The following is a 21,063-nucleotide window of genomic DNA, read 5'->3' on the forward strand; positions in this document are numbered from 1 at the left end:
TCCAGTATCGGCGGGTCAGCCGCTGACGTTGGCGGCGCCCCCGGCGAGTTCTTCCAGTTTCGCCTGGTAGGCGGCGGCGGCCTCGTCGGCGCTCCGGCCGGAGACGATGTCGGCGGTGGCCTCCTGCAGCGCGACCGACACCTGCGGGTAGACGGCGAGGCCGGGCCGGTAGGCGGTGATGGGCAGCACCTCGTCGGCGATGTACCCGAGCATCGGGTCCCCGGCGAGCACCTCGTCGTTGACGTCGGTGCGGGAGCTGATGCGCACCTGGCCGGCGAGCTGCGACTCGGTGGCGGCCGCGGAGTGCATGAACGCGAGCAGTTCCCAGGCGAGCCGCGGGGCGGCGGAGCGGGGGTTGAGCACGCGGACGGCGCCGCCCGACATGCTGGCGTGGTCCTGGCCGCGGATGCCGGCGCCGGGCTCCTTGGCGGGGATCCTCGCGTAGCCGACGACCTTGTCGCGGTCCTTCATGGGGGCGACGCCGGCGTTGGGCTCGATGACGGAACGCCAGAAGTAGTCGCCTTCGAGCAGGATGGCGATCTTGCCGTCGGCGAACTGGGTGAAGGACTTGTCGCGGCCCTTGGCCTCCTGCTGCAGCTTGGGGTCGCCGAGGCCGCTGCCGCCGTAGATCCGCTCGTAGAAGCCGAGCACGTCCTTCATCGCCCGGGAGGCGCCGGTCCACTTGCCCTGGCTGTAGATCTCCGCGCCCGCGCCGGCGAGCAGGGGGAGGACGCCCTGCATGGTGGTGGCCTCGCCCATGGCGGTGCCGGCGTTGATCTGGATGGGGGTGGGCACGCCCGCCGCCTTCAGCTTCTCGCCGGCGTCGATGATGTCCTGCCAGCTCGCCGGCTGCCAGTCGGCGGGCAGGCCGGCCTTGCCGAACAAGGTCTTGTTGTAGAACAGGACGCGGCCGTCGGTGCCCTGCGGCAGCCCGTACTTCTTGCCGTCGAAGATGCCCAGCCCCTGCACCGCCTGCGGGATCTGGGACCAGCCCTCCCAGGAGTCGACCGCGGCCCCGCCGACCTCGGCGAGCGGCTTGATGTAGCCGGCCTGGGCGAACTCGCCGACCCAGATGCCGTCGACGTCGATGACGTCCGCCCCGGCGCCGGACTTGAGGTCCAGGGCGAGCTTCGTCTTGTACTGCTCGTCGTCGACGCCGCTGGGCTGGAAGAGCACCTTGACGTTCTGGTGGGTCTTCTCGAACTCGGGGATGACCCAGTTCTTGATCCAGTCGGCGGATTCCGAGTTCTTGCCGCCGGAGATCGAGTTGGCGGCGATGGTGAGGGTGACGGTGCCGCCCTCGGCGGGGGCGCCGGTGCCGCAGGAGGCGAGCGCCAGGCCGGCGACGGCGATGAGCACGGGCAGGCGGGGCATGCGCATGGCGTCCTCCTGTTCAGGACGTGCGGACATACCGACAATCGCACGGGCGATGCGGGGCGTAAAGAAACGATCTGATGAACGGTTCGCCCTGAGCTGATCGTGGGAAGTGCAGACAGCGACGCAACAACAGTAGGGTCGGCACAGGAACACTGAATGTTGGGAGGGAGTCGCGTGGCGAAGAGGGATCTGCCCACCGGCTTGGTGAGCCAGCTTTTCCAGAACACCGGAAGTTCCTCGTTCACCGATTTCGTGAGCGCGTACGCGCCGGAGTTGCTGCCCCGCAGAGACGAGGTGCTGGCTACGCCGATCGGCGACCAGGTTCCGCACGCGACCACGATCGTGGCGGCGACGTTCGCCGGCGGGGTGGTGATGGCCGGCGACCGGCGCGCCACGTCCGGCAACATCATTTCCCAGCGCGACGTGGAGAAGGTCTTCCGGACCGACGACTACTCGTGCATGGGCATCGCCGGCACGGCCTCGACCGGCATCGAGATGGCCCGGCTCTACCGCGTGGAGCTGGAGCACTACGAGAAGCTCGAAGGCCGCACGATGTCGGTGAAGGGCAAGGCCAACAGGCTGGCCACGATGATCCGCGGCAACCTGGCGATGGCGATGCAGGGGCTGGTGGTGGTGCCGCTGTTCGCCGCCTACGACCCCGACCGCGACGAGGGGCGGATCTTCAGTTACGACGTGGCGGGTGGTCCTTACGAGCGGGAGCGGTTCGACGCGATCGGCTCCGGTTCGATCTTCGCGCGCGGCGCGCTCAAGAAGCTCTACCGCGAGGGGGCGTCGGCCGACGACATCACGATGGTGCTCATCCAGGCCCTGTACGACGCCGCCGACGACGACTCGGCGACCGGCGGGCCCGACATGACGCGGAAGATCTTCCCGATCGTGTCGCTGATCGACGCCGACGGTTTCCGCCGGCTGACCGATGAGCAGGTGTCCGGCTACGTGCGGCAGATGCTCGACGAGCGCCTGATCTCCCCCGACGGCCCCATCGCCCCGCTGCGCTAGAAAGGACCCTCAGTCGTGTCCATGCCTTTCGGATATGCGTCCCCTGAGCAGATCATGCGGGACAAGGCGGACTACGCGCGCAAGGGCATCGCGCGGGGCCGTTCCGTGGTCGTGCTGCAGTACGTCGACGGCATCCTGTTCGTGGCGCCCAACCCGTCACGCGCCCTCCACAAGATCAGCGAGATCTACGACCGCATCGGGTTCGCCGCCGTCGGCCGCTACAACGAGTTCGAGGAGCTGCGGCTGGGCGGCATCCGCTACGCCGACATCAACGGCTACTCCTACGACCGCTCCGACGTGACCGGCCGCGGCCTGGCCAACCTGTACGCCTCCAACCTGGGCCGCATCTTCACCGAGTCGATCAAGTCGCTGGAGGTGGAGGTCGTGGTCGCCGAGGTGGGCGACGGGCCCGAGGGCGACGCGATCTACCGGCTGACGTTCGACGGTTCGGTCTTCGACGAGCACGGCTTCGCCGCGATGGGCGGCCAGGCCGACGCGGTGCTCGGCCGGCTCAAGGAGCACTACCGCGAGTCGATGTCGCTGTCCGACGCGCTGGAGGTGGCGCTGAAGGCGCTGACCGAGCCTGGCGGCGAGCGGCCGCCGGTGGAGCAGCTGGAGGTCGCGGTGCTCGACCGCAACCGCGAGCACCGCAAGTTCAAGCGCCTGGCGGGCGCCCAGCTCGACCGGCTGCTGGCGTCGGCCCCGCCCCCTGCCGAAGAGCCTCCGGCGGCGGAGTCCGACGAGAAGCCGCCGCCGACGGGCCCCGACGGCCCGGTCGACGACGGCTCGTCCCCGCTGTAGCGGCCGATTTCGTACGACAATCCCCGGTGTGAGGTGGATCACGCCGGGGGCGTCGAACCGCGGCGCGCGATCGGTCATCCTATGGTCCGTGAACACGACGATCCGCAGCCTGCTCGCCGGCGGCGCCGCCGCGGCCATCCTCCTGACGTCCTCCGCGGCGGCCGAGGCCGCCGCCGCCCCGCGCTACAGAGCGCCCAAGATCTTCGGCACTTCCTTCCAGGCCGACCCGAAGCACGACTTCACCAGGTCGCCGCGGCCGCGCCACAACGGCATCCTGCGCGGCTGGATCACCCACGTGAGCGGCGGCGTGGCCGAGTACGAACCCATCAGGTGGAAGAAGGGCAAGGTCACCGAGGGCCGGTTCGTGGGCCCGCCGGAAGGCGACGTGCGCGTCTACGCCTCGCCCATCTCCCGGAAGGTGGTCTTCCTGTCCGCGCTGGGCTGCGGCCAGAAGATGACCGGCCTGACCGTCGACCGCCGGACCGGTCTGGGGAGCAAGCGCTGCTCGCGCGCCGACCTCATCAAGCGGGCCCAGCGAGGCGAGCGACCGGCCCTCATCACCGTCCACAAGGGCCAGATCGTGAAGGTCCAGGAGATCTTCACGCCCTGACGCCGGAAAACACCAGGCGGAGATCTCTCCCGCTTCCCCATCCGTGGGCATAGTGTGAGGTGATGGATCGTCGCATCTTCGGGCTGGAGAACGAGTACGGCGTGACCTGCACGTTCAGGGGGCAGCGCAGGCTGTCCCCCGACGAGGTCGCGCGCTACCTGTTCCGGCGGGTCGTGTCCTGGGGCCGATCGAGCAACGTCTTCCTCCGCAACGGCGCACGCCTCTACCTCGACGTAGGCAGCCATCCTGAATACGCAACCCCCGAGTGTGACAACGTCATCGAGCTGGTCACCCACGACAAGGCGGGTGAGCGGATTCTGGAGGGCCTTCTGGTCGACGCCGAGAAGCGGCTGCGCGAAGAAGGCATCGCCGGGGACATCTATCTGTTCAAGAACAACACCGACTCGGCGGGCAACTCCTACGGCTGCCACGAGAACTACCTCGTGGGCAGACATGGCGAGTTCGGGCGGCTGGCCGACGTCCTCATCCCGTTCCTGGTGACCCGGCAGATCATCTGCGGCGCCGGCAAGGTGCTGCAGACGCCGCGCGGCGCCGTCTACTGCGTCTCGCAGCGGGCCGAGCACATCTGGGAGGGCGTCTCGTCGGCCACCACCCGGTCGCGGCCGATCATCAACACCCGCGACGAGCCGCACGCCGACGCCGAGCGGTTCCGCCGCCTGCACGTCATCGTCGGCGACTCGAACATGAGCGAGACCACCATGCTGCTCAAGGTGGGCGCGACCGACCTGGTGCTGCGCATGATCGAGGCCGGCACGGTGATGCGCGACCTGACGCTGGAGAACCCGATCAGGGCCATCCGGGAGGTGTCGCACGACATGACCGGCCGGCGGCGGGTGCGGCTGGCCAACGGGCGCGAGGCGTCCAGCCTGGAGATCCAGCAGGAATACCTGTCCAAGGCGCAGGACTTCGTCGACCGGCGCGGCGGCGACGCCATCGCGCACCGCGTGCTGGAGCTGTGGGAGCGCACGCTGCGCGCCGTCGAGACCGGCGACCTCGACCTGGTGTCGCGGGAGATCGACTGGGTGACGAAATACCAGCTGATCGAGCGCTACCGCAAGAAGTACGACCTGCCGCTGTCGTCGCCCCGGGTGGCGCAGCTCGACCTGGCCTACCACGACGTGCACCGCAAGCGCGGCCTCTACTACCTGCTGCAGAAGCGCGGCTCGGTGGAGCGGGTGGCGTCCGACCTGAAGATCTTCGAGGCCAAGTCGGTGCCGCCGCAGACGACCAGGGCGCGGCTGCGCGGCGAGTTCATCCGCAAGGCGCAGGAGAAGCGGCGCGACTTCACCGTCGACTGGGTTCACCTCAAGCTGAACGACCAGGCGCAGCGGACCGTGCTGTGCAAGGACCCGTTCCGCAGCGTGGACGAGAGAGTTGACAAGCTGATCGCCGGCATGTGAGCGGCGCCGGTTTACCTCGGGCCTACCAGGCTTCGGGTAGGGTGACGCGAATCTGACCGTCGTTCCCCGAGGGAAATCCATGCGCCGCGCTCTGGCCGCTCTGGCCGCCGTGCCTATGCTCTTCTTCGCCGCCGCGTGCGGCTCCGATACGGCCTCGACCGCGTCCGGAGACGGGTCCGCGGGGGTGAAGGTCACCGGCGAGGTGGGCGCCAAGCCTACGGTGACCTTCCCCTCCGGCGACCCCGCCACCACGTCGTCGTACAAGGTCCTGGAGACCGGCGACGGCCCCGCGGTCAAGGCGGGCGACCAGCTCATCGTCAACCTTTCCGTCTGGAACTGGGACGGAAAGGACAACGCCGCGCAGGGTTCCACGTACGACACCAAGACGCCGGAGACCCTGCCGGTGAACGAGCAGCTCCCGCAGCTGCTGCGTGACGGTTTCACGAAGATGAAGCACGGCGGGCGGCTGCTGGCGGTCATGGCCAACGACCTCGTCACCCCGGCGGCGGGGCAGTCGCCGTCCACGGAGGCGACGAAGGTGTTCGTGATGGACGTGGTCGGCACGCCGCCCAAGCCGCTCGCGGCCGCCACCGGCAAGGAGACCGGCGAGACCCTCAAGGGCGTCAAGGTGGAGAGCCCCGGCGGCGACAAGGCGCCGACGCTGACCACGAAGACGAAGGACAAGCCGTCCAAGGAGCTCGTCGTCAAGACCCTCATCAAGGGCGAGGGCGAGCCGGTCAAGGCCGGGGCCACGCTGAGCGTCCACTACACCGGCAAGATCTGGGGCACCGACAAGGAGTTCGACTCCAGCTGGGGCCGGGGCGAGCCGGCCTCGTTCCCGCTGGCGCAGGTCATCCAGGGCTGGCAGAAGGGCCTGGAGGGCGTGCCGGTGGGCAGCCGCGTGGTGATGAGCATCCCGCCGGACCTCGGCTACGGCGCCCAGGAGCAGCAGGGCATCCCGGCCAACAGCACGCTGGTGTTCGTGGTGGACGTCCTGTCGGCCTACTGACCGTCCTGACGACGGGCGTGTCTCCTTCGGTACGGGGGCGCGTCCGTCGTGTGGTTTCCGGAGACGCCTTGTCCGTTTCGTCGCGTTCGCTGACGGGTGACCCGGCGGGGCGGTAGCATCGCGGGGCTCGTGCCCGGTGCGAGCCCTCATGCGTGTCTTTCGGGAGGCGCGCACGCCCGCGCAGGAAGGTCATCCCGTTGCCCACCCCTCACTCGGTCCCCGCACCGGCGACCGGAGCGCCCCGATGACGAGGTTCGTCCACCGCCCATCCCGCCTCCAGCGTGGGCACGCCTCGCGGGTGAGTCTCCGGTGCGCGAGGAGGTCACGGCGGTGACCTCCGGGTGGTCGGGCCCGCGGGGGCGAGGATCCTCCAGGGTCGGGGATCTGCCCGGGACCCGGGAGTCCCGACGGCGGCAGGAGGGCCCTCCACGGGGTCACCGGCGACGGCGGGGCCGGGCTGTCGCGCTCGCGTTCCTGCTCGTGGCGCTCGCCGCGTGTACGGGGGCGGGACCGGAAGTGACCGAGCCCCGGGTCGCGGGCTCGTTCGGAGCCCGGCCCACGATCACCTTCCCGACCGGCCCGCCGCCCGCCGAACCGCGCGTGGGAGAGCCGGCCACCGGTCACGGGGCGCCGCTGGAGCCGGGCGGTGTGGCCGTCGTCCAGTACACCGCCCACCTGTGGGACGGCCGGGAGAACCGGCTCGTCGAATCCACGTTCAACCGCGGCACGCCCGCCGCGCTCCCGCTGGGCGCGCTCCCGGCGGGCCTCGACGCCGCCCTCCGCGGCCGCAGGGCAGGCAGCCGGGTGACCGCCGCCATCCCGTTGCGGGACGGAACCCCTGGGCCCACCATCACCGGGACGAAAGGTCGCCCGGAGACCAGCGGACCCGCCTTCACGGCAGGCCCCGGCGGCCCGCAGGACGTCAGGCCTCGCGGGCCACAGGACGTCAGGCCTTGCGGGCTACGAGACGTCAGGCCCTGCGGGCCACAGGACGTCACCTTCCTGTCTGAGGCGGCACAGGCGGCTCATCGGGCTGGGGAGCACGCGCCCGGGAACGGCCCGATGGCTGCGGGTCAGTGGGCCGGTTCGCCGCCGGCGGCTCACGCCGCCGCCAGCGTCATGGAGGGCCCCGCCACGGCCGTCCGTCAGGGCGGCGGGGACCCTGCGGCGGTGGAGGACCGTCCGGGGGACGGCGGGCGGGTGGATCTGTTCTATGTGGTCGACATTCTGGGCGCGCATGCCGGGGACGCCGCCGTGGAGGCCGACGCGGGGGCGGTGGCCGGGGTGAGCGTAGGCGGTGGGGCGGCGCCGGGGGTGACGATCCCGGACGTGGCGCCGCCGGGCGGGTTCGCCGCCGCCGTGCTGGGCCGCGGCGCCGGGCCCGCGGTCGAGGCCGGGCGGCTGCTCGTCGTCCAGTACGTGGCCGCGGCCTGGAGCGACCGCCGGATCGTGACGTCCACCTGGGAACGCGGCCGTCCCGAGGCGTTCACGGTCGGCGACGGGAGCGTGATCAGGGGCTGGAACCGGGCGCTGACCGGGGTCTCCGCCGGGAGCCGGGTGGCCATGGTGGTGCCGCCCGACGACGGCTACGGCGCCACCGGCCACCGGGGACTCGGGATCGGGCCGGAGGAGACGCTCGTGTACGTGGTGGACGTGCTCGCCGCTTACTGACGGCGACCCGGGGCACGGCCTGCGAACCCGGTTCTCACGCGTACATGATCAGAGCCTTGGTCCTCCTCGCCCGCGCTGCGCCACGACGCCGAGGCCGCGCGAGCAGTAGGGGGCCTGAAGTCCGGCAGTGCCCGCACGCTGGAGCGGGTCCGCGAGAAGCCGCGCACCGGCCCTAGACTCCGGGCTGTGAGCGACGACGACCTCGATGCCCTGGCCCTGCTGCACGATCCCGTACGGCGCAGTCTGTACGAGGCGGTGGCCGGCCGCGGCGGCGAGGTGGGCAGGCAGGAGGCGGCGGAGGCCGCCGGCGTCTCCCGCACGCTCGCCGGTCACCACCTCGACAAGCTCGTCGAGGCGGGGCTGCTGGAGAGCGGCTTTCGCCGGCCGGAGCGCGGGGGGCCGGGCAGCGGACGGCCCGCGAAGGTCTACCGCAGGGCGGCGGGGGAGCGGTCGGTGAGCCTGCCGCCGCGCGACTACGTCACCCTCGCCTCCGTGCTCGCCGGAGTGGTCGACGAGCTCGGCGCCGAGGAGCGGGCGGAGCGGGCGGCCCGCCTGGCCGGTGAGCGGCTGGGCAGGAGCCGCGGCGGCCGGCCCGTCGAGGAGGTGCTGCGCGAGCGCGGCTACGAGCCGTACGCCGACGCCGGCGGCCTGCGCATGCGTAACTGCCCGTTCCACGTCCTGTCGCACGAGCAGCCGCTGCTCGTCTGCTCCATGAACCTGGCGCTGTGCCAGGGCCTGCTCGACGGGCTGGGCGACGACCCGGGGAGGGCCAGGCTGGATCCGCGGCCCGGGGAGTGCTGCGTCGCCCTTTCTAAAACAAATGGAGATTGACATAGAAGTGCGGAAAGTGGTTCGCTGAGCGTCATGCATCTTGCGGAGCTCAACATCGCGCACCTGCGCGGGCCCGTCGACTCGGCCGAACTCGCCGACTTCGTCGCCCTGCTCGAACCGATCAACGCGCTCGCCGACGAGGCCCCCGGGTTCGTGTGGCGGCTGAAGGAGAGCGAGGCGGACCCCACCGCGACCGTGGTGCACGACTACGGCGACCACCTGCTGGTCAACTTCTCGGTGTGGGAGGACCTCGACTCGCTGTGGAACTACGTCTACCGCAGCGGCCACCTGGAGGTGCTGCGCCGCCGCCGGGAGTGGTTCCACCGGGTGGCGGAGCCGTACATGGTCATGTGGTGGGTCCCCGAGGGCGTCATCCCGACGCTCGCCGAGGCGATGGCACGGCTGGAACGCCTCAGGACCGAGGGCCCCGGCCCCGAGGCGTTCACGTTCAAGGACTCCTACACCAGCAGCGAGGCCGCCAGCCTGCCCGCCGCGGCCGAGGCCAGGAAGTAGGGCAGGTCCTCCTCCAGCCCCCGGCCCATCGTCGACAGCCGCACCGGCGAGCCGCGCAGCGCCTCGTGCAGACCGTCCACCTCGACCGGCACCAGCTCGTGGCGGACGGCCAGCAGCTCGGCCTGGTCGCGCACCCGCTCGCCGAACGCGCCCGGCAGGATCGGCACCGGCACCCTGGCGCGGGCCAGCGCCACCCGGCCGTAGGCGGTCAGCGAGTGGTGGGAGATCCCGTAGTGGCGCTCGCGCCGGTCGCCGTCGCTCACCCGCAGCGCCGCGACCGGCCGCCCGAGCAGCACCGACGCGGCGTTGACCGCCTCGCCGGCCGACACCCCGGAGAACCCCCAGCGGGTGCCCGAGCCCAGGTTGCCCGGCCCTTGCGCGACGATCGCCACGTCCGCCCCCAGCACGTGGCGGGCCGCCAGCAGGCCCGTGTGGGTGGTGACCGCCTCCACGTCGCCGCCGAACGCCTGGCCCACCGTGACCGTCCCGGCCAGCCAGCCCTGCTCCCGCAGCGCCGCCGCCGACATCGAGAACCACGCGGGCAGCGCCCCGCCGTCGAGCATCACGTACGCGACCCGTACCGACGGCCCCGCGTCCGCGTACAGCCCGCACAGGATCGGCGCCAGCGCCGAGTGCAGGTCGGCCACCACCACCGGCATCCCGTCGACCGAGTCCGCCTCGCGCAGCGCCTCGTGGTGCGGGGAGTCCTGCTCGTCCGCGCCCAGCACCGTGGCCTGCAACGGCGTGTAGCGGGCCTTCACCAGGTGCCCGGGCCCCTGCGGATCTTCCGGCAAACGGTTCGGCACGGCCACCACCATGGCGTAACCTCCCGTACCGAGACCCATCGCGAGTGCCGTCGTGTTGAGCAGCACCTCGTCGCCGGGTTCGGGGCGGCCCACCAGTGACGGGTAGGCCAGCGCCCGGCACGGCGCGCCAGGCTCTGAGCCGGGCGGGCCGTCCTCCCCGGGGACGGCGACATCCAGTTCCATCGCTCCCGGCCACTCGCGCCGGATCCGTACGACCTCGCCCTTGCGCCATCTGATCACGGGGGCAGGGTAGCGTCGTTGAAGGAGGAGTGAGCAGATGTCGCGCCGTAAGACAGAGCGGTTGCTGAATCTGGTGATCTGTCTGCTCGCCACCCGGCGCCCGCTGTCGGCCGAGCAGATCAGGCACGCCGTGCCCGGCTACGACCGCGACAGCGACGAGGCGTTCCAGCGGATGTTCGAGCGGGACAAGAACGAGCTGCGCGAGATCGGCATCCCCATCGACGTGGTGCGCGATCCCTGGGAGGACGAGCCCGGCTACCGCATCGAGCGGCAGTCGTACGAGCTGCCCGAGATCACGCTCGAACCCGACGAGGCCGCCGTGCTGGGCCTGGCCGCCCAGGTGTGGCAGCGGGCCAGCCTGGCCGAGGCGGCCTCGGGGGCGCTGCTGAAGCTGCGCGCGGGCGGCGTCCACACCGACGACGCGCTCGGCGGCGGGCCCGGCGGCGGCATCGGGGGAGGGGTGCTGGAGCTGCGCGTCGACACCCGCGACCCGGCCTTCCCCGCGCTGTGGCAGGCGGTGCGCGACCGCAAGGTGGTCAGGTTCGACTACCGCGGCGCCGGCAGCGAGAACGTGCACACCCGCACCGTCGAGCCATGGGGCGTGGTGAGCCGCCGCGGCCGGTGGTACCTCGCCGGCTACGACCGGGGCCGCGAGGCGCCGCGCGCGTTCCGGCTCAGCCGCATCACCGGCCCGGTGACCACCACCGGCAAGGCCGGCGCCGTCCAGGTGCCGCAGGGCGTCGACCTGCGGGCCATGGTGGCCTTCCCCGACGAGCCCGCCCAGGAGCGGATCGCGGTGGTGCGCGTCCGCCGGGGCGCCTGCGAGGGGCTGCGCCAGCTGGCCAGGGCCGTCACCCCGGGCGGCGACGGCTGGGACGAGGCCGAGCTGCCCTTCACCGACCCCGAACGGCTGGCCGGATGGATGGCCAGCCTCGGCTCCGACGTCGAGGTGGCCGGGCCGCCCGACGCCCGCGAGGCCGTCATCCGCCGACTGAAGGGGGCGCTCGCGTGAGCGGATCCGCCGACCGGCTGCCGAGGCTGCTCGCCCTCGTGCCCTACCTGATGTCCCATCCGGGCGCGCAGGTCGGCGAGGTGGCCGAGGTGTTCGGGCTGACCGAGAAACAGCTCATCGACGACCTGCAGCTGGTGTGGATGTGCGGGCTGCCCGGCCACACCCCCGGCGACCTCATCGACGTGTCCTGGGACGGCGGCGAGATCCTCATCGACAACGCCGACACCATCGCCAGGCCGCTGCGGCTCGGCATCGACGAGGCCAGCGCGCTGCTGGTGGCGCTGCGCATGCTCGCCGCCACCCCTGAGCTGGCCGAGCTGCCGGGAGACGCGCTGCCCCGGGTCGTCGCCAAGCTGGAGCGGGCCGCCGGCGAGGGCGCCGCCGCCGTCAGCAGCCAGGTCGCCGTCGACGTGGACGCCGCCCCCGACGCGCTGCCCCGGGTGCGCGAGGGGCTGACCAGGAAACGGCGGCTGTCGCTGCGCTACTACGTGCCGGGCCGCGACGAGGTCACCCCGCGCGAGGTCGACCCGATGCGGCTCGTCGTCGCCGACGGCCGCACCTACCTGGAGTGCTGGTGCTACCGCGCCGAGGCGATGCGGCTGTTCAGGCTCGACCGGATGCTCGGCGTCGAGGTGCTCGACGAGCCCGCCGACCCGCCGGCCGAGGCCGAGCCGATCGACGTCGCCCAGGGGGTGTTCCGGCCGTCGCCCACCGACGAGCTGGTGGAGCTGGAGGTGACCGCCGCCGGGCGGTGGGTCGCCGAGTACTACCCGTGCGAGCAGGTCGCCGAGCTGGGCGAAGGGCGGCTGCGGATCGCGCTGCGGGCCCGCGACGACGACTGGATTCTCAAGCTGGCGCTGCGGCTCGGCGACACCGGCCGGGTCGTCTCGCCGCCCGGGACGGCCGAGCGGGTGCGCGAGGAGGCCGAGCGGGCGCTGGGGCTGTACGCTCACCGGCCATGACGTGGATCCTGGTGTCGATCGGGCTCGGTGTGGCCGGGCTGGCCGTCCTGGCGGTCGCGGCCGTCCGGGTCGGCGCCGCCGCGTCCAAGCTGAACAGGGCAATTGTCCATGTTCACCATCAATTCGATCGCAAAGAGGACGCCAGGGGATGAGGCAGAGGCTCCGGCAGCGTACGATCGGGGGGAAACCGCACCTCGCTCTCATCATGAAGGGGGTCACATGAGCCTGGGAGCTCCGGAGATCATTCTGATCCTGGTGGCCTTGGTCCTGCTCTTCGGAGCCAAGAAGCTGCCGGATCTCGCCCGTGGCGTCGGCCGGTCCCTGCGCATCTTCAAGGCGGAGACCAGCGGGCTGACCGATGACGAGAAGCCCACCGTGGTGCAGGCCCAGCCACAACCACAGCCCCAGTCCCAGCCGGCGCCCCCGCCGCAGCTCCAGGCCACGCCAGTGGTGGAGCTGTCGGCCGAGGAGCAGGCGCGCCAGCTGGAGGAGCAGGCCGCGCGGCTGCGTGCCGCGGCCCAGACCGAGAAGCGTTCCTGACCTCGTCCACCTCGTCCCGAGGACTCATCGATGGCGCTGCTGAAACGGTCGGAGCCCAAGGCACCGCGTGACGCCGAAGGCCGGATGCCGCTCATGGACCACCTCCGCGAGCTGCGCAACCGGCTGCTGATCGCGATCGCCGCCGTGACGGTGGGCGTGATCGCCGGCTGGATCGTGTCGGGGCCGGTGTGGGAGGTGCTCAAGGACCCCTACTGCTCCACGACCCAGTCACACCAGCTCACCGGCGAGTGCAGCCTCACCTACAACGGCATCTTCTCGTCGTTCTTCATCACGCTGAAGATCTCGCTGATGGTGGGCCTGGTGCTGGCGTCGCCGGTCTGGCTCTACCAGATCTGGGCGTTCGTCACCCCCGCTCTCTACCGCACCGAGAAGCGCTTCACGATGGGGTTCATGGCGCTGGCCATCCCGCTGTTCGTGGCGGGCGCGGCGCTGTCCTACCTCATCATGGACGTCGCCCTGGGGTTCCTGCTCGGCTTCAGCCTCGACGGCACGGTCGCCACCATCGCGATCGACCAGTACCTCGACTACGTCCTGATCATGCTGTTGATCTTCGGGGTGTCGTTCGAGCTGCCGCTGCTGCTGGTGTTCCTCAACGTCATCGGGGTGCTGCAGCACGCGACGGTGGCCAAGCACCGGCGGCTGGTCATCTTCCTGATGTTCGTCTTCGGCGCGATCGTCACCCCTGGCGGTGACCCGATCACCATGATGGCGCTGGCCACGCCGATGATCGTGCTGTTCCTGGGCGCCGAGCTGTTCATGTACCTGCGGGAGAAGCGGCGTCCCGCCGGCGAGTTCGACCACCTGTCCGACGACGAGATCTCGCCGCTCGACCTCGGCTCCGATCCGGACGGCAAGCTGGAAGAGGATTCCGGTTCCGCGCGGTAGGGGGTAAGTTCCGGGGCGTGGCCCCCCATCTCGCCCTGCTCGTCAACCCTGCCGCCCGCGGCGGCCGGACGCTGCGCCTGCTCGAACCCGTCGCCCGCAGACTGCGCGCGGGCGGCGCCGAGCTGTCCGTGATCGTCGGCGACGACGCCGCCGACGCGCTCGACCGGGCCTGCCTCGCGGTCGCCGAGCGGCCCGACGCGCTCGTCGCCTTCGGCGGCGACGGCCTGGTCCACCTGGCCGTGCAGGCCGTGGCCGGCACCGACGTGCCCCTCGGCATCATCCCCGCCGGCACCGGCAACGACATCGCGGCCGCGCTCGGCCTCGCGCACAAGGACCCGATCGCCGCGGCCGGGACCGTCCTGCGGATGCGGCCCCGGGCGGTCGACGCCGCCCGCATCGGCACCGGTGACGGCGAGGAGCTGTTCGCCGGGGTGGTGTGCTGCGGGTTCGACTCGCGGGTGAACGAGCGCGCCAACCGGCTCACCTGGCCGCCCGGCATGGCCCGCTACCTGCTGGCCACCGCGCAGGAGCTGCGCTCCTTCGAGCCCATCCCGTTCCGGGTCACGCTCGACGACGGCGAGCCGTACGAGCGGGAGGCCATGCTCGTGGCCGTGGGCAACACCTCCTCCTACGGCGCCGGGATGCGGGTGTGCCCCGACGCGCTGCCCGACGACGGGCTGCTGGACGTGATGATGGTGGAGGCGCTGGGCAAGGCCGAGTTCCTGCGCGTGTTCCCCAGCGTCTACCGGGGCACCCACGTGACCCACCGGGCCGTCACCGTGCGGCGCGCCAGGAGCGTGCGGCTGGAGGCGCCCGGCGTGGTGGCCTACGCCGACGGGGAGCGGATCGGGCCGGGCCCGGTGACCTGCGAGATCCGGCCGGGAGCGCTGACCGTACTGACCTGACTTTGTAAAGGCGGCCGGCCCGGAGACGATCACCTTGGGACCGACCGGAATGGCGGTTTCGATAGGCTTGCCGGTATGACAACGCCAGCGGAACGCTACGCGGCCTTCCGTCAGAAGTACTCCGGTGACGAGGCCGCTCTCCGGTCGTTCCGGGGCCTGTACGAGTTCGAGCTCGACGACTTCCAGATCGACGCCTGCCGGGCGCTGGAGGCGGGCGACGGCGTGCTGGTGGCGGCCCCGACCGGATCGGGCAAGACGGTCGTCGGCGAGTTCGCCGTCCACCTCGCCCTGGAGCAGGGCCGCAAGTGCTTCTACACGACCCCGATCAAAGCGCTGTCCAACCAGAAGTACAACGACCTGGTCAAGCGGTACGGCACCGCCAAGGTCGGCCTGCTGACCGGAGACAACAGCGTCAACGGCGAGGCGCCCATCGTCGTCATGACGACCGAGGTGCTGCGCAACATGCTCTACGCCGGCTCGGCCACGCTGGCCGGGCTCGGCTTCGCCGTCATGGACGAGGTCCACTACCTCGCCGACCGGTTCCGCGGCGCGGTCTGGGAAGAGGTCATCATCCACCTGCCGGAGTCGGTCCGGCTGGTCGCGCTGTCGGCCACGGTCAGCAACGCCGAGGAGTTCGGCGAGTGGCTCGGCGAGGTGCGCGGCGACACCACGGTCATCGTCGACGAGCACCGCCCGGTGCCGCTGTGGCAGCACATGATGGTCGGCAACCGCATCTACGACCTGTTCCTGCCCGATGACGACGTGCCGCGCATCAACCCGACGCTGATGCGGGTCACGCGCGACGCCGAGCGGCTGATGGCCGGCCGCCGCGGGCGCGGCTACAACCGGCCGTCGCGGTCCAGGCCGCCCGACCGGGCGCAGGTGATCGAGAAGCTCGACGCCGAGGGGCTGCTGCCCGCGATCACGTTCATCTTCTCCCGCGCGGGCTGCCAGGCGGCCGTCCAGCAGTGCCTGTACGCCGGGATCCGGCTGACGACCGAGCGGGAGCGCCACGAGATCCGCCAGCTGGTCGACGAGCGCACCGCCCACCTGCCCGACGAGGACCTGGCCGTGCTGGGCTACCTGGAGTGGCGCGACTGCCTGGAGCGCGGGCTGGCGGCCCACCACGCGGGCATGCTGCCGGCCTTCAAGGAGGTCGTGGAGGAGCTGTTCACCCGCGGCCTGGTCAAAGCGGTGTTCGCGACCGAGACGCTGGCCCTGGGCATCAACATGCCGGCCCGCAGCGTGGTCATCGAGAAGCTCGACAAGTGGAACGGCGAGACCCACGCCGACCTCACCCCCGGCGAATACACCCAGCTCACCGGGCGGGCCGGCCGGCGCGGCATCGACGTCGAGGGCCACGCGGTGGTGCTGTGGCAGCCCGCCATGGACCCGCTGTCGGTGGCCGGCCTGGCCGGCACCCGCACCTACCCGCTGCGTTCCAGCTTCCAGCCCTCCTACAACATGGCGGTCAACCTCGTCGGCCAGTTCGGGCGGGAGCGGGCCAGGGCGCTGCTGGAGGAGTCGTTCGCGCAGTTCCAGGCCGACCGGGCGGTCGTCGGGCTGGCCAAGCAGCTGCGCAAGCAGGAGGAGGCGCTGGAGGGCTACCAGGAGGCGATGACCTGCCACCTGGGCGACTTCGGCGCGTACGCGACGCTGCGCAGGCGGCTGTCCGACCGGGAGGCGGAGATGTCCCGCCAGCGCGGCGCGGCCCGGCGCGCGGCGGCGGTGCGCTCGCTGGAGGCGCTGGAGCCCGGCGACGTCATCCGGGTGCCCGGCGGCCGGCGGGCCGGGCTGGCGATCGTGCTCGACCCCGGCCGCAACCCGCGCAACAGGTCGGCGGCGACGGGGCCGACGCCGCTGGTGCTGACCATCGGCAAGCAGGTCAAGAAGCTCGACCCGGCCGACTTCCCGGTGCCGGTCGAGCCGCTGGAGAAGATCCGCATCCCGAAGAACTTCAACGGCCGCTCGCCGAAGGAACGCGCCGACCTGGTCTCCACCCTGCTGGCCAAGATCGGCGACCGCGCCCTGGGCAAGCCGCCCAGGGCGCGCGACCACGCGGTGGAGGACGAGGAGATCAACGACCTGCGCCGGCAGATCAGGCAGCATCCCTGCCACGGCTGCGACGAGCGCGAGGACCACGCCCGCTGGGCCGAGCGCTACCACAAGCTGCTGCGCGAGACGCAAGGGCTGCGCCGCAGGGTGGAGGGCCGCTCCCACGTCATCTCGCGCACCTTCGACCGCATCTGCTCGGTGCTGGAGCAGCTGGGCTACCTCCACGGCGAGCACGTCACCGACGAGGGCCGCCGCCTGGGCCGCCTCTACACCGAGCTCGACCTGCTGACCGCCGAGTGCCTGCGCAGCGGCCTGTGGGAGGAGCTCGACCCGGCCGAGCTGGCGGCGTGCGTGTCGGCGCTGGTGTTCGAGTCGCGCCAGTCCGACGACGCCCGCAGGCCGAAGATCCCCGCCGGGCGGGCGCAGGACGCGCTGACGGCCATGATCCGGCTGTGGGGCGAGCTGGAGGGCATCGAGGCCGACCACGGCCTGTCCACCATCCGTGAGCCCGACCTGGCCTTCGCCTGGGCGGCGTTCCGGTGGACCAAGGGCCACAGCCTCGACGCGGTGCTGATGGACGGCGTCAACGGCAGCGAGCTGGCGGCCGGCGACTTCGTTCGCTGGATCAAGCAGCTGATGGACCTGCTCGGCCAGATCAGCAGCGCGGCCCCGCCCGGCAGCGCGATCAGGCAGACCGCGACGAAGGCCGTCGACGGGATGCGGCGCGGCGTGGTGGCGTACTCGTCGCTGGTGTGACCGCCCGCGCGCAGCGGAGCGTCCCCGCGACCGTGCTCAGGACCGTGCTCAGGACCGTGCCCGGGGACCTGCTCAGGGGAGGGCGAAGCGGACCTCGCGGGTGGCCGGCTCGGCCCTGATGAGCCGTACGGTCACCTGCTCGCCCAGCGGCAGGTCGCCGTCGCAGCGCGCGATCACGGCCGGGTCGGCCAGCTGCACCAGCCCGCCGCCGCGCTCGTGCACGTCGACCACCATCGCGGTGAACTCCTGCCCGATCAGGTCGCGCAGCAGGTAGGCCTCGACCAGGTCGACGCAGGCCCGCTCGGCCGCGCCCGCCCGCCGGCCGGAGACCGCCATCAGCTCCGGCAGCTCGGCCAGCGCCCGGCGCACGTCCGACGGCACCGGCTCGCCCGCGGCGATCGCCAGGCACACCTCGCTCGCGTAGCGGTCCACCAGCCGCCGCAGCGGCGCCGTCACATGCGCGTACGGGGCCGCCACCGCGGCGTGCTCGGCCAGTTTCGGCGGCGTACCGTCGAAGGCCGCGTACCCGGCGCCGCGCAGCAGCACCCGCGCCTCGTGCAGGAACGCCGCGTGCCGGGGCAGCTTGGCGTCCAGGCCGTGCACCACCGCGCCGTAGGCGGCGCCCTCGGGCCACGGCACCTCCAGGGCCAGCGCCACCCGGCGCACCCGGTCGAGGTCGGCCGGGCGGGGCGCGGGCAGCACCCGGAGGACGCCGATCTCCGCCTCCAGCATCAGCTGCGCCGCCGCCGTCCCCGCCAGCAGCGACAGCTGGGCGTTCCACGCCTCGGCGGGCAGCGGCAGCCGGTACTCCAGCCGGTAGCCGCCGTCGGACGGCACCAGCTGCTGCTCCGGCGTCGGCAGCGTCACCCCGCCGCGGTCGCGCTCCAGCGCCAGCCGCAGCCCGCCGATCTCGGCCAGCAGGCCGATCGTGCCGTCGGCGGTGCCGGTCTCGACCGCCGCCTGCACGTACTCGTAGTCGAGCCGCTCGCGGCTGCGCACCAGCGCCCGCAGCACGTCCACGCCGACCGTGCGGCCGTCGCCGTCGAGGTCGATCCGCCAGACCACGGCGGGACGCTCCGCGCCCGGCAGCAGGCTGGCCGCGCCCTCCGACAGCACCGGCGGGTGCAGCGGCACGTTGCCGCCGGGCAGGTAGACGGTCGCGCCCCTGGCCCGGGCCTCGGCGTCGATCACGCCGCCGGGGCGGACGAACGCGCCCACGTCGGCGATCGCGTACCAGACCCGGTAGCCGCCGCGCAGCCGCTCCAGGTGGAACGCCTGGTCCAGGTCCATCGAGCCGGGCGGGTCGACGGTGACGAACGGCAGCCCGGTCAGGTCCTCGCCGCCCGGTCTGGGCACCCGGGCCACCCAGGAGGCCTCCTCGGCCACTCTGGCCGGGAAGGCGTCCGGCAGCTTCAGCTCGCGCCGGATCCGGCCGAACCCGTCTTCGAGGCGGGCGGGGACCCCGGCCGGGACCCGGATGCTGGTCGTCTTCGACACGGGGTCAACCTATCGGGCCGGGCGACTCGCGGCATTAAACCCATATGTCGGATTCTCGTGCGCCCTAGCGGTTCAGCACGTCCAGCAACCTGTTGAGCGGCCCGTCGAGCCCGTAACGGTCGGCCAGCGCCACCAGCGCCTCCGGGTCGCGCGGCTTGACCGGCAGCGTCAGGTCGGCGTCGGGCAGCGGCGCGTCGTGCGCGACCTTGACCACGACCGGCGCGGCCTCCAGATAGTCGCGCGCGGCGGCCAGCTTGTTGCGCGCGCCCGCGGGGAACCCCTCGGCGCCGCCCCCGTCGAGCGCCTCCAGCATCGCCGCCAGCGAGCCGAACCGGGTGACCAGCGCCGCCGCCGTCTTCTCGCCCACACCCGGGACACCCGGCAGGCCGTCGCTCGGGTCGCCGCGGAGCGTCGCGAAATCGGCGTAGCCGCGGCCCGGGATGCCGTACTTGGCGCTCACCCACGCCTCGTCCACCAGCTGCAGGTTGCGCACCCCGCGCGCGGTGTAGAGGACCCGCACCGGGCGGGCGTCGTCGACGAGCTGGAACAGGTCGCGGTCGCCGGTCACGATGTCCACCGCGCCGGGCGCCCGGTACGTGAGCGTGCCGATGACGTCGTCGGCCTCGTAACCCGGCGACTGCGGCCGGGGGATGCCGAGCGCGTCCAGCACCTGCTCGATCACCGCGATCTGCGGCACCAGCGCCTCCGGCACCTCCTCGACGTCGCCGTGGGCGACCCTGTGGGCCTTGTACGAGGGCAGCGCCGCCACCCGGAAGGCGGGCCGCCAGTCGGCGTCCATGGTGGCCGCCAGCCCGGTGGGGGAGTGGCCGCGCACCAGCGTGGCCATCATGTCGATCAGCCCACGCACCGCGTTCACCGGCATGCCGTCGGGCGCGGTGATCGTCTCAGGGATGCCGTAGAAGGCGCGGAAGTAGAGCGAGGGAGTGTCCAGAAGCATCAGCACGTGCCCAGTATGCCCACCGCCAGCAGACACGCGTCGTCTTCCGGGTTCGGGCCGCCGATGTCCTCCAGCAGCCGGTCCAGGCCTTCGTCCAGGTCGCGGCCCGGCAGCTTGCACGCCGCCGTCATCACCAGGTCCAGGCCCTCGTCGATGTCGCGGGTGCGCCGCTCCACCAGCCCGTCGGTGAACATCAGCACCAGGTCGCCGCCCCGCAGCCGGGTCGTGGCGAGCTGGTAGGGCACCTCGCCGGTGGCGCCCAGCAGGATGCCGCGCGGCGGGGCGAGCCTGCTGGCCACGCCGTCGCGCACCAGCACCGGCGCCAGGTTGCCCGCCTGCCCCCAGGTGAACACCCGGGTGGCCGCGTCGAGATGCCCGATGATCGCCGTCGCGGTGGTGTCGGCCAGACGGTGCAGCACCAGGTCGTTCAGCCAGGTCAGCAGCTGGTTCGGCGGCTCGCCCGTCATCGTCAGCCCGACCAGGGCGTGGCGGAGCTGGGCCATGTGCGCGATCGCCGGCAGGCCGTGGCCGGACACGTCGCCGATGGCCAGCAGCGCCCGCCCGTCGGGCAGGGCCGCCGCCTCGAACCAGTCGCCGCCCAGGCTCGCCGTCTTCTCCGCGGGCACGTACCGTACCGCGATCCTGGTGTGCGGCAGGTCCAGGCAGCCGACCGGCTCCGGCAGGATCGCCTCGCGCAGCGCCAGCATCACGTGCCGCTCCTCGGCGGCCTGCACCCGCGCCTCCAGCAGCTGGCGGCGCGACTCCGACATGATGCGTTCGGCGCGGCGGCGGCCCGTGATGTCCTGGATCACCCCGTGCACGCCGGTCGGCCCGCCGGGCGCCATCAGCGGCTCCAGGACCATGCGCAGATTGCGCACGTCACCGTCGGCACGGCGGACGCGGAACTCGGCCTGGACCGGCTCCACGCCCTGCGTCACCGTCCACAGCAGCTCGTCCAGTGCGGCCAGGTCGGCGGGCTCGACGTAGGCGGCCAGGTTCGCCAGAGGCAGCGGGCCCTGCGCCGGGTCCCTGCCGAAGATCGCGTACACCTGCTCGGACCAGACGATGCCGCCGGTGCGCAGATTCCACTCCGCCCAGCCCATGTTGCCCAGCCGCTGGGCATGCGCCAGGCGGGCGGCGAGCAGCTCGATGTCGCCGTCGAGCATGCTCATC

Annotated in this window: 20 protein-coding genes; 15 read left to right on the forward strand and 5 right to left on the reverse strand. The window is 72.2% G+C overall.

Annotated features, from left to right (window positions below):
• Window positions 1–15 precede the first annotated feature (15 nt).
• Window positions 16–1,380 carry an extracellular solute-binding protein gene (locus tag ACZ6YG_RS14300; RefSeq protein ID WP_466018217.1) on the reverse strand — a complete coding sequence of 455 codons (1,365 nt, stop codon included), beginning with the start codon at window positions 1,378–1,380 and terminating at the stop codon, window positions 16–18.
• A 171-nt stretch (window positions 1,381–1,551) separates the two neighbouring features.
• Here ACZ6YG_RS14300 and prcB point away from each other — a divergent pair, with 171 nt between their 5' ends.
• The 8 genes from prcB (at window position 1,552) to ACZ6YG_RS14340 (ending at window position 9,253) form a co-directional block, all read left to right on the forward strand.
• Entirely contained in the window at window positions 1,552–2,397 is an 846-nt protein-coding gene (gene prcB, locus ACZ6YG_RS14305) for a proteasome subunit beta (RefSeq protein ID WP_148031424.1), read from the forward strand.
• Between the two features lie 21 nt (window positions 2,398–2,418).
• Window positions 2,419–3,198, forward strand: a complete 780-nt coding sequence (gene prcA / locus ACZ6YG_RS14310) for a proteasome subunit alpha (RefSeq protein WP_187281424.1) — start codon at window positions 2,419–2,421, stop codon at window positions 3,196–3,198.
• A gap of 88 nt (window positions 3,199–3,286) precedes the next feature.
• A complete protein-coding gene (locus tag ACZ6YG_RS14315; RefSeq protein WP_466018218.1) occupies window positions 3,287–3,808 on the forward strand; it encodes a hypothetical protein in 522 nt (173 codons plus the stop codon).
• Between the two features lie 62 nt (window positions 3,809–3,870).
• Window positions 3,871–5,229, forward strand: a complete 1,359-nt coding sequence (gene pafA / locus ACZ6YG_RS14320) for a Pup--protein ligase (RefSeq protein WP_148031426.1) — start codon at window positions 3,871–3,873, stop codon at window positions 5,227–5,229.
• Window positions 5,230–5,308: 79 nt separating this feature from the next.
• Complete coding sequence (locus tag ACZ6YG_RS14325) at window positions 5,309–6,238, forward strand: FKBP-type peptidyl-prolyl cis-trans isomerase (RefSeq protein WP_148031427.1); 930 nt, start codon at window positions 5,309–5,311, stop codon at window positions 6,236–6,238.
• 516 nt (window positions 6,239–6,754) lie between these two features.
• The gene (locus tag ACZ6YG_RS14330) at window positions 6,755–7,909 is read left to right on the forward strand and encodes an FKBP-type peptidyl-prolyl cis-trans isomerase (protein ID WP_466018219.1); all 1,155 of its coding nucleotides are present in this window, start codon (window positions 6,755–6,757) and stop codon (window positions 7,907–7,909) included.
• Between the two features lie 186 nt (window positions 7,910–8,095).
• Entirely contained in the window at window positions 8,096–8,740 is a 645-nt protein-coding gene (locus tag ACZ6YG_RS14335) for a helix-turn-helix transcriptional regulator (RefSeq protein ID WP_219545719.1), read from the forward strand.
• Between the two features lie 33 nt (window positions 8,741–8,773).
• Window positions 8,774–9,253, forward strand: a complete 480-nt coding sequence (locus ACZ6YG_RS14340) for a DUF3291 domain-containing protein (RefSeq protein WP_219545718.1) — start codon at window positions 8,774–8,776, stop codon at window positions 9,251–9,253.
• Here ACZ6YG_RS14340 and ACZ6YG_RS14345 read toward each other — a convergent pair.
• Entirely contained in the window at window positions 9,199–10,299 is a 1,101-nt protein-coding gene (locus ACZ6YG_RS14345) for a DUF3866 family protein (RefSeq protein ID WP_466018220.1), read from the reverse strand. The two genes, ACZ6YG_RS14340 and ACZ6YG_RS14345, sit on opposite strands and share 55 nt — an antisense overlap.
• A 37-nt stretch (window positions 10,300–10,336) precedes the next feature.
• On the opposite strand from ACZ6YG_RS14345, the gene ACZ6YG_RS14350 reads away from it, so the two are divergent.
• The 7 genes from ACZ6YG_RS14350 (at window position 10,337) to ACZ6YG_RS14380 (ending at window position 17,435) form a co-directional block, all read left to right on the forward strand.
• On the forward strand, window positions 10,337–11,311 hold the full coding sequence (locus ACZ6YG_RS14350) for a helix-turn-helix transcriptional regulator (RefSeq protein WP_148031431.1): 975 nt from the start codon (window positions 10,337–10,339) through the stop codon (window positions 11,309–11,311).
• On the forward strand, window positions 11,308–12,273 hold the full coding sequence (locus ACZ6YG_RS14355) for a helix-turn-helix transcriptional regulator (RefSeq protein WP_148031432.1): 966 nt from the start codon (window positions 11,308–11,310) through the stop codon (window positions 12,271–12,273). Before ACZ6YG_RS14350 ends, ACZ6YG_RS14355 begins: the two co-directional genes overlap by 4 nt.
• The gene (locus ACZ6YG_RS14360) at window positions 12,270–12,425 is read left to right on the forward strand and encodes a hypothetical protein (protein WP_187281141.1); all 156 of its coding nucleotides are present in this window, start codon (window positions 12,270–12,272) and stop codon (window positions 12,423–12,425) included. Before ACZ6YG_RS14355 ends, ACZ6YG_RS14360 begins: the two co-directional genes overlap by 4 nt.
• Window positions 12,426–12,492: 67 nt before the next feature.
• On the forward strand, window positions 12,493–12,813 hold the full coding sequence (tatA, locus tag ACZ6YG_RS14365) for a Sec-independent protein translocase subunit TatA (protein WP_148031433.1): 321 nt from the start codon (window positions 12,493–12,495) through the stop codon (window positions 12,811–12,813).
• A 30-nt stretch (window positions 12,814–12,843) separates the two neighbouring features.
• Entirely contained in the window at window positions 12,844–13,719 is an 876-nt protein-coding gene (tatC, locus tag ACZ6YG_RS14370) for a twin-arginine translocase subunit TatC (RefSeq protein WP_261808522.1), read from the forward strand.
• 17 nt (window positions 13,720–13,736) lie between these two features.
• A complete protein-coding gene (locus ACZ6YG_RS14375; RefSeq protein ID WP_219545716.1) occupies window positions 13,737–14,624 on the forward strand; it encodes a diacylglycerol/lipid kinase family protein in 888 nt (295 codons plus the stop codon).
• Window positions 14,625–14,699: 75 nt separating this feature from the next.
• A complete protein-coding gene (locus ACZ6YG_RS14380) occupies window positions 14,700–17,435 on the forward strand; it encodes a DEAD/DEAH box helicase (protein ID WP_466018221.1) in 2,736 nt (911 codons plus the stop codon).
• A gap of 72 nt (window positions 17,436–17,507) precedes the next feature.
• On the opposite strand, the gene ACZ6YG_RS14385 is transcribed toward ACZ6YG_RS14380, so the two are convergent.
• The 3 genes from ACZ6YG_RS14385 to ACZ6YG_RS14395 form a co-directional block, all read right to left on the reverse strand.
• Window positions 17,508–18,932, reverse strand: coding sequence for an RNB domain-containing ribonuclease (locus tag ACZ6YG_RS14385; protein WP_466018222.1), 1,425 nt, complete (start codon window positions 18,930–18,932; stop codon window positions 17,508–17,510).
• Window positions 18,933–18,996: 64 nt separating this feature from the next.
• Window positions 18,997–19,890, reverse strand: coding sequence for a 5'-3' exonuclease (locus tag ACZ6YG_RS14390; RefSeq protein WP_148034548.1), 894 nt, complete (start codon window positions 19,888–19,890; stop codon window positions 18,997–18,999).
• Window positions 19,890–21,062 carry a PP2C family protein-serine/threonine phosphatase gene (locus tag ACZ6YG_RS14395; protein ID WP_397199027.1) on the reverse strand — a complete coding sequence of 391 codons (1,173 nt, stop codon included), beginning with the start codon at window positions 21,060–21,062 and terminating at the stop codon, window positions 19,890–19,892. The genes ACZ6YG_RS14390 and ACZ6YG_RS14395 overlap by 1 nt, the downstream gene beginning before the upstream one ends.
• Window position 21,063 lies beyond the last annotated feature (1 nt).

This window comes from Nonomuraea sp. NPDC054003 (genome assembly GCF_055585125.1).

Coding starts and splice junctions, on each gene's coding strand:
- ACZ6YG_RS14300 (WP_466018217.1), bottom strand. CDS start 1,380: ATGCGCATGCCCCGCCTGCCCGTGCTCATCGCCGTCGCCGGCCTGGCG.
- prcA (WP_187281424.1), top strand. CDS start 2,419: ATGCCTTTCGGATATGCGTCCCCTGAGCAGATCATGCGGGACAAGGCG.
- pafA (WP_148031426.1), top strand. CDS start 3,871: ATGGATCGTCGCATCTTCGGGCTGGAGAACGAGTACGGCGTGACCTGC.
- ACZ6YG_RS14325 (WP_148031427.1), top strand. CDS start 5,309: ATGCGCCGCGCTCTGGCCGCTCTGGCCGCCGTGCCTATGCTCTTCTTC.
- ACZ6YG_RS14340 (WP_219545718.1), top strand. CDS start 8,774: ATGCATCTTGCGGAGCTCAACATCGCGCACCTGCGCGGGCCCGTCGAC.
- ACZ6YG_RS14350 (WP_148031431.1), top strand. CDS start 10,337: ATGTCGCGCCGTAAGACAGAGCGGTTGCTGAATCTGGTGATCTGTCTG.
- ACZ6YG_RS14360 (WP_187281141.1), top strand. CDS start 12,270: ATGACGTGGATCCTGGTGTCGATCGGGCTCGGTGTGGCCGGGCTGGCC.
- tatA (WP_148031433.1), top strand. CDS start 12,493: ATGAGCCTGGGAGCTCCGGAGATCATTCTGATCCTGGTGGCCTTGGTC.
- tatC (WP_261808522.1), top strand. CDS start 12,844: ATGGCGCTGCTGAAACGGTCGGAGCCCAAGGCACCGCGTGACGCCGAA.
- ACZ6YG_RS14380 (WP_466018221.1), top strand. CDS start 14,700: ATGACAACGCCAGCGGAACGCTACGCGGCCTTCCGTCAGAAGTACTCC.
- ACZ6YG_RS14390 (WP_148034548.1), bottom strand. CDS start 19,890: ATGCTTCTGGACACTCCCTCGCTCTACTTCCGCGCCTTCTACGGCATC.
- ACZ6YG_RS14395 (WP_397199027.1), bottom strand. CDS start 21,062: ATGAGCATGCTCGACGGCGACATCGAGCTGCTCGCCGCCCGCCTGGCG.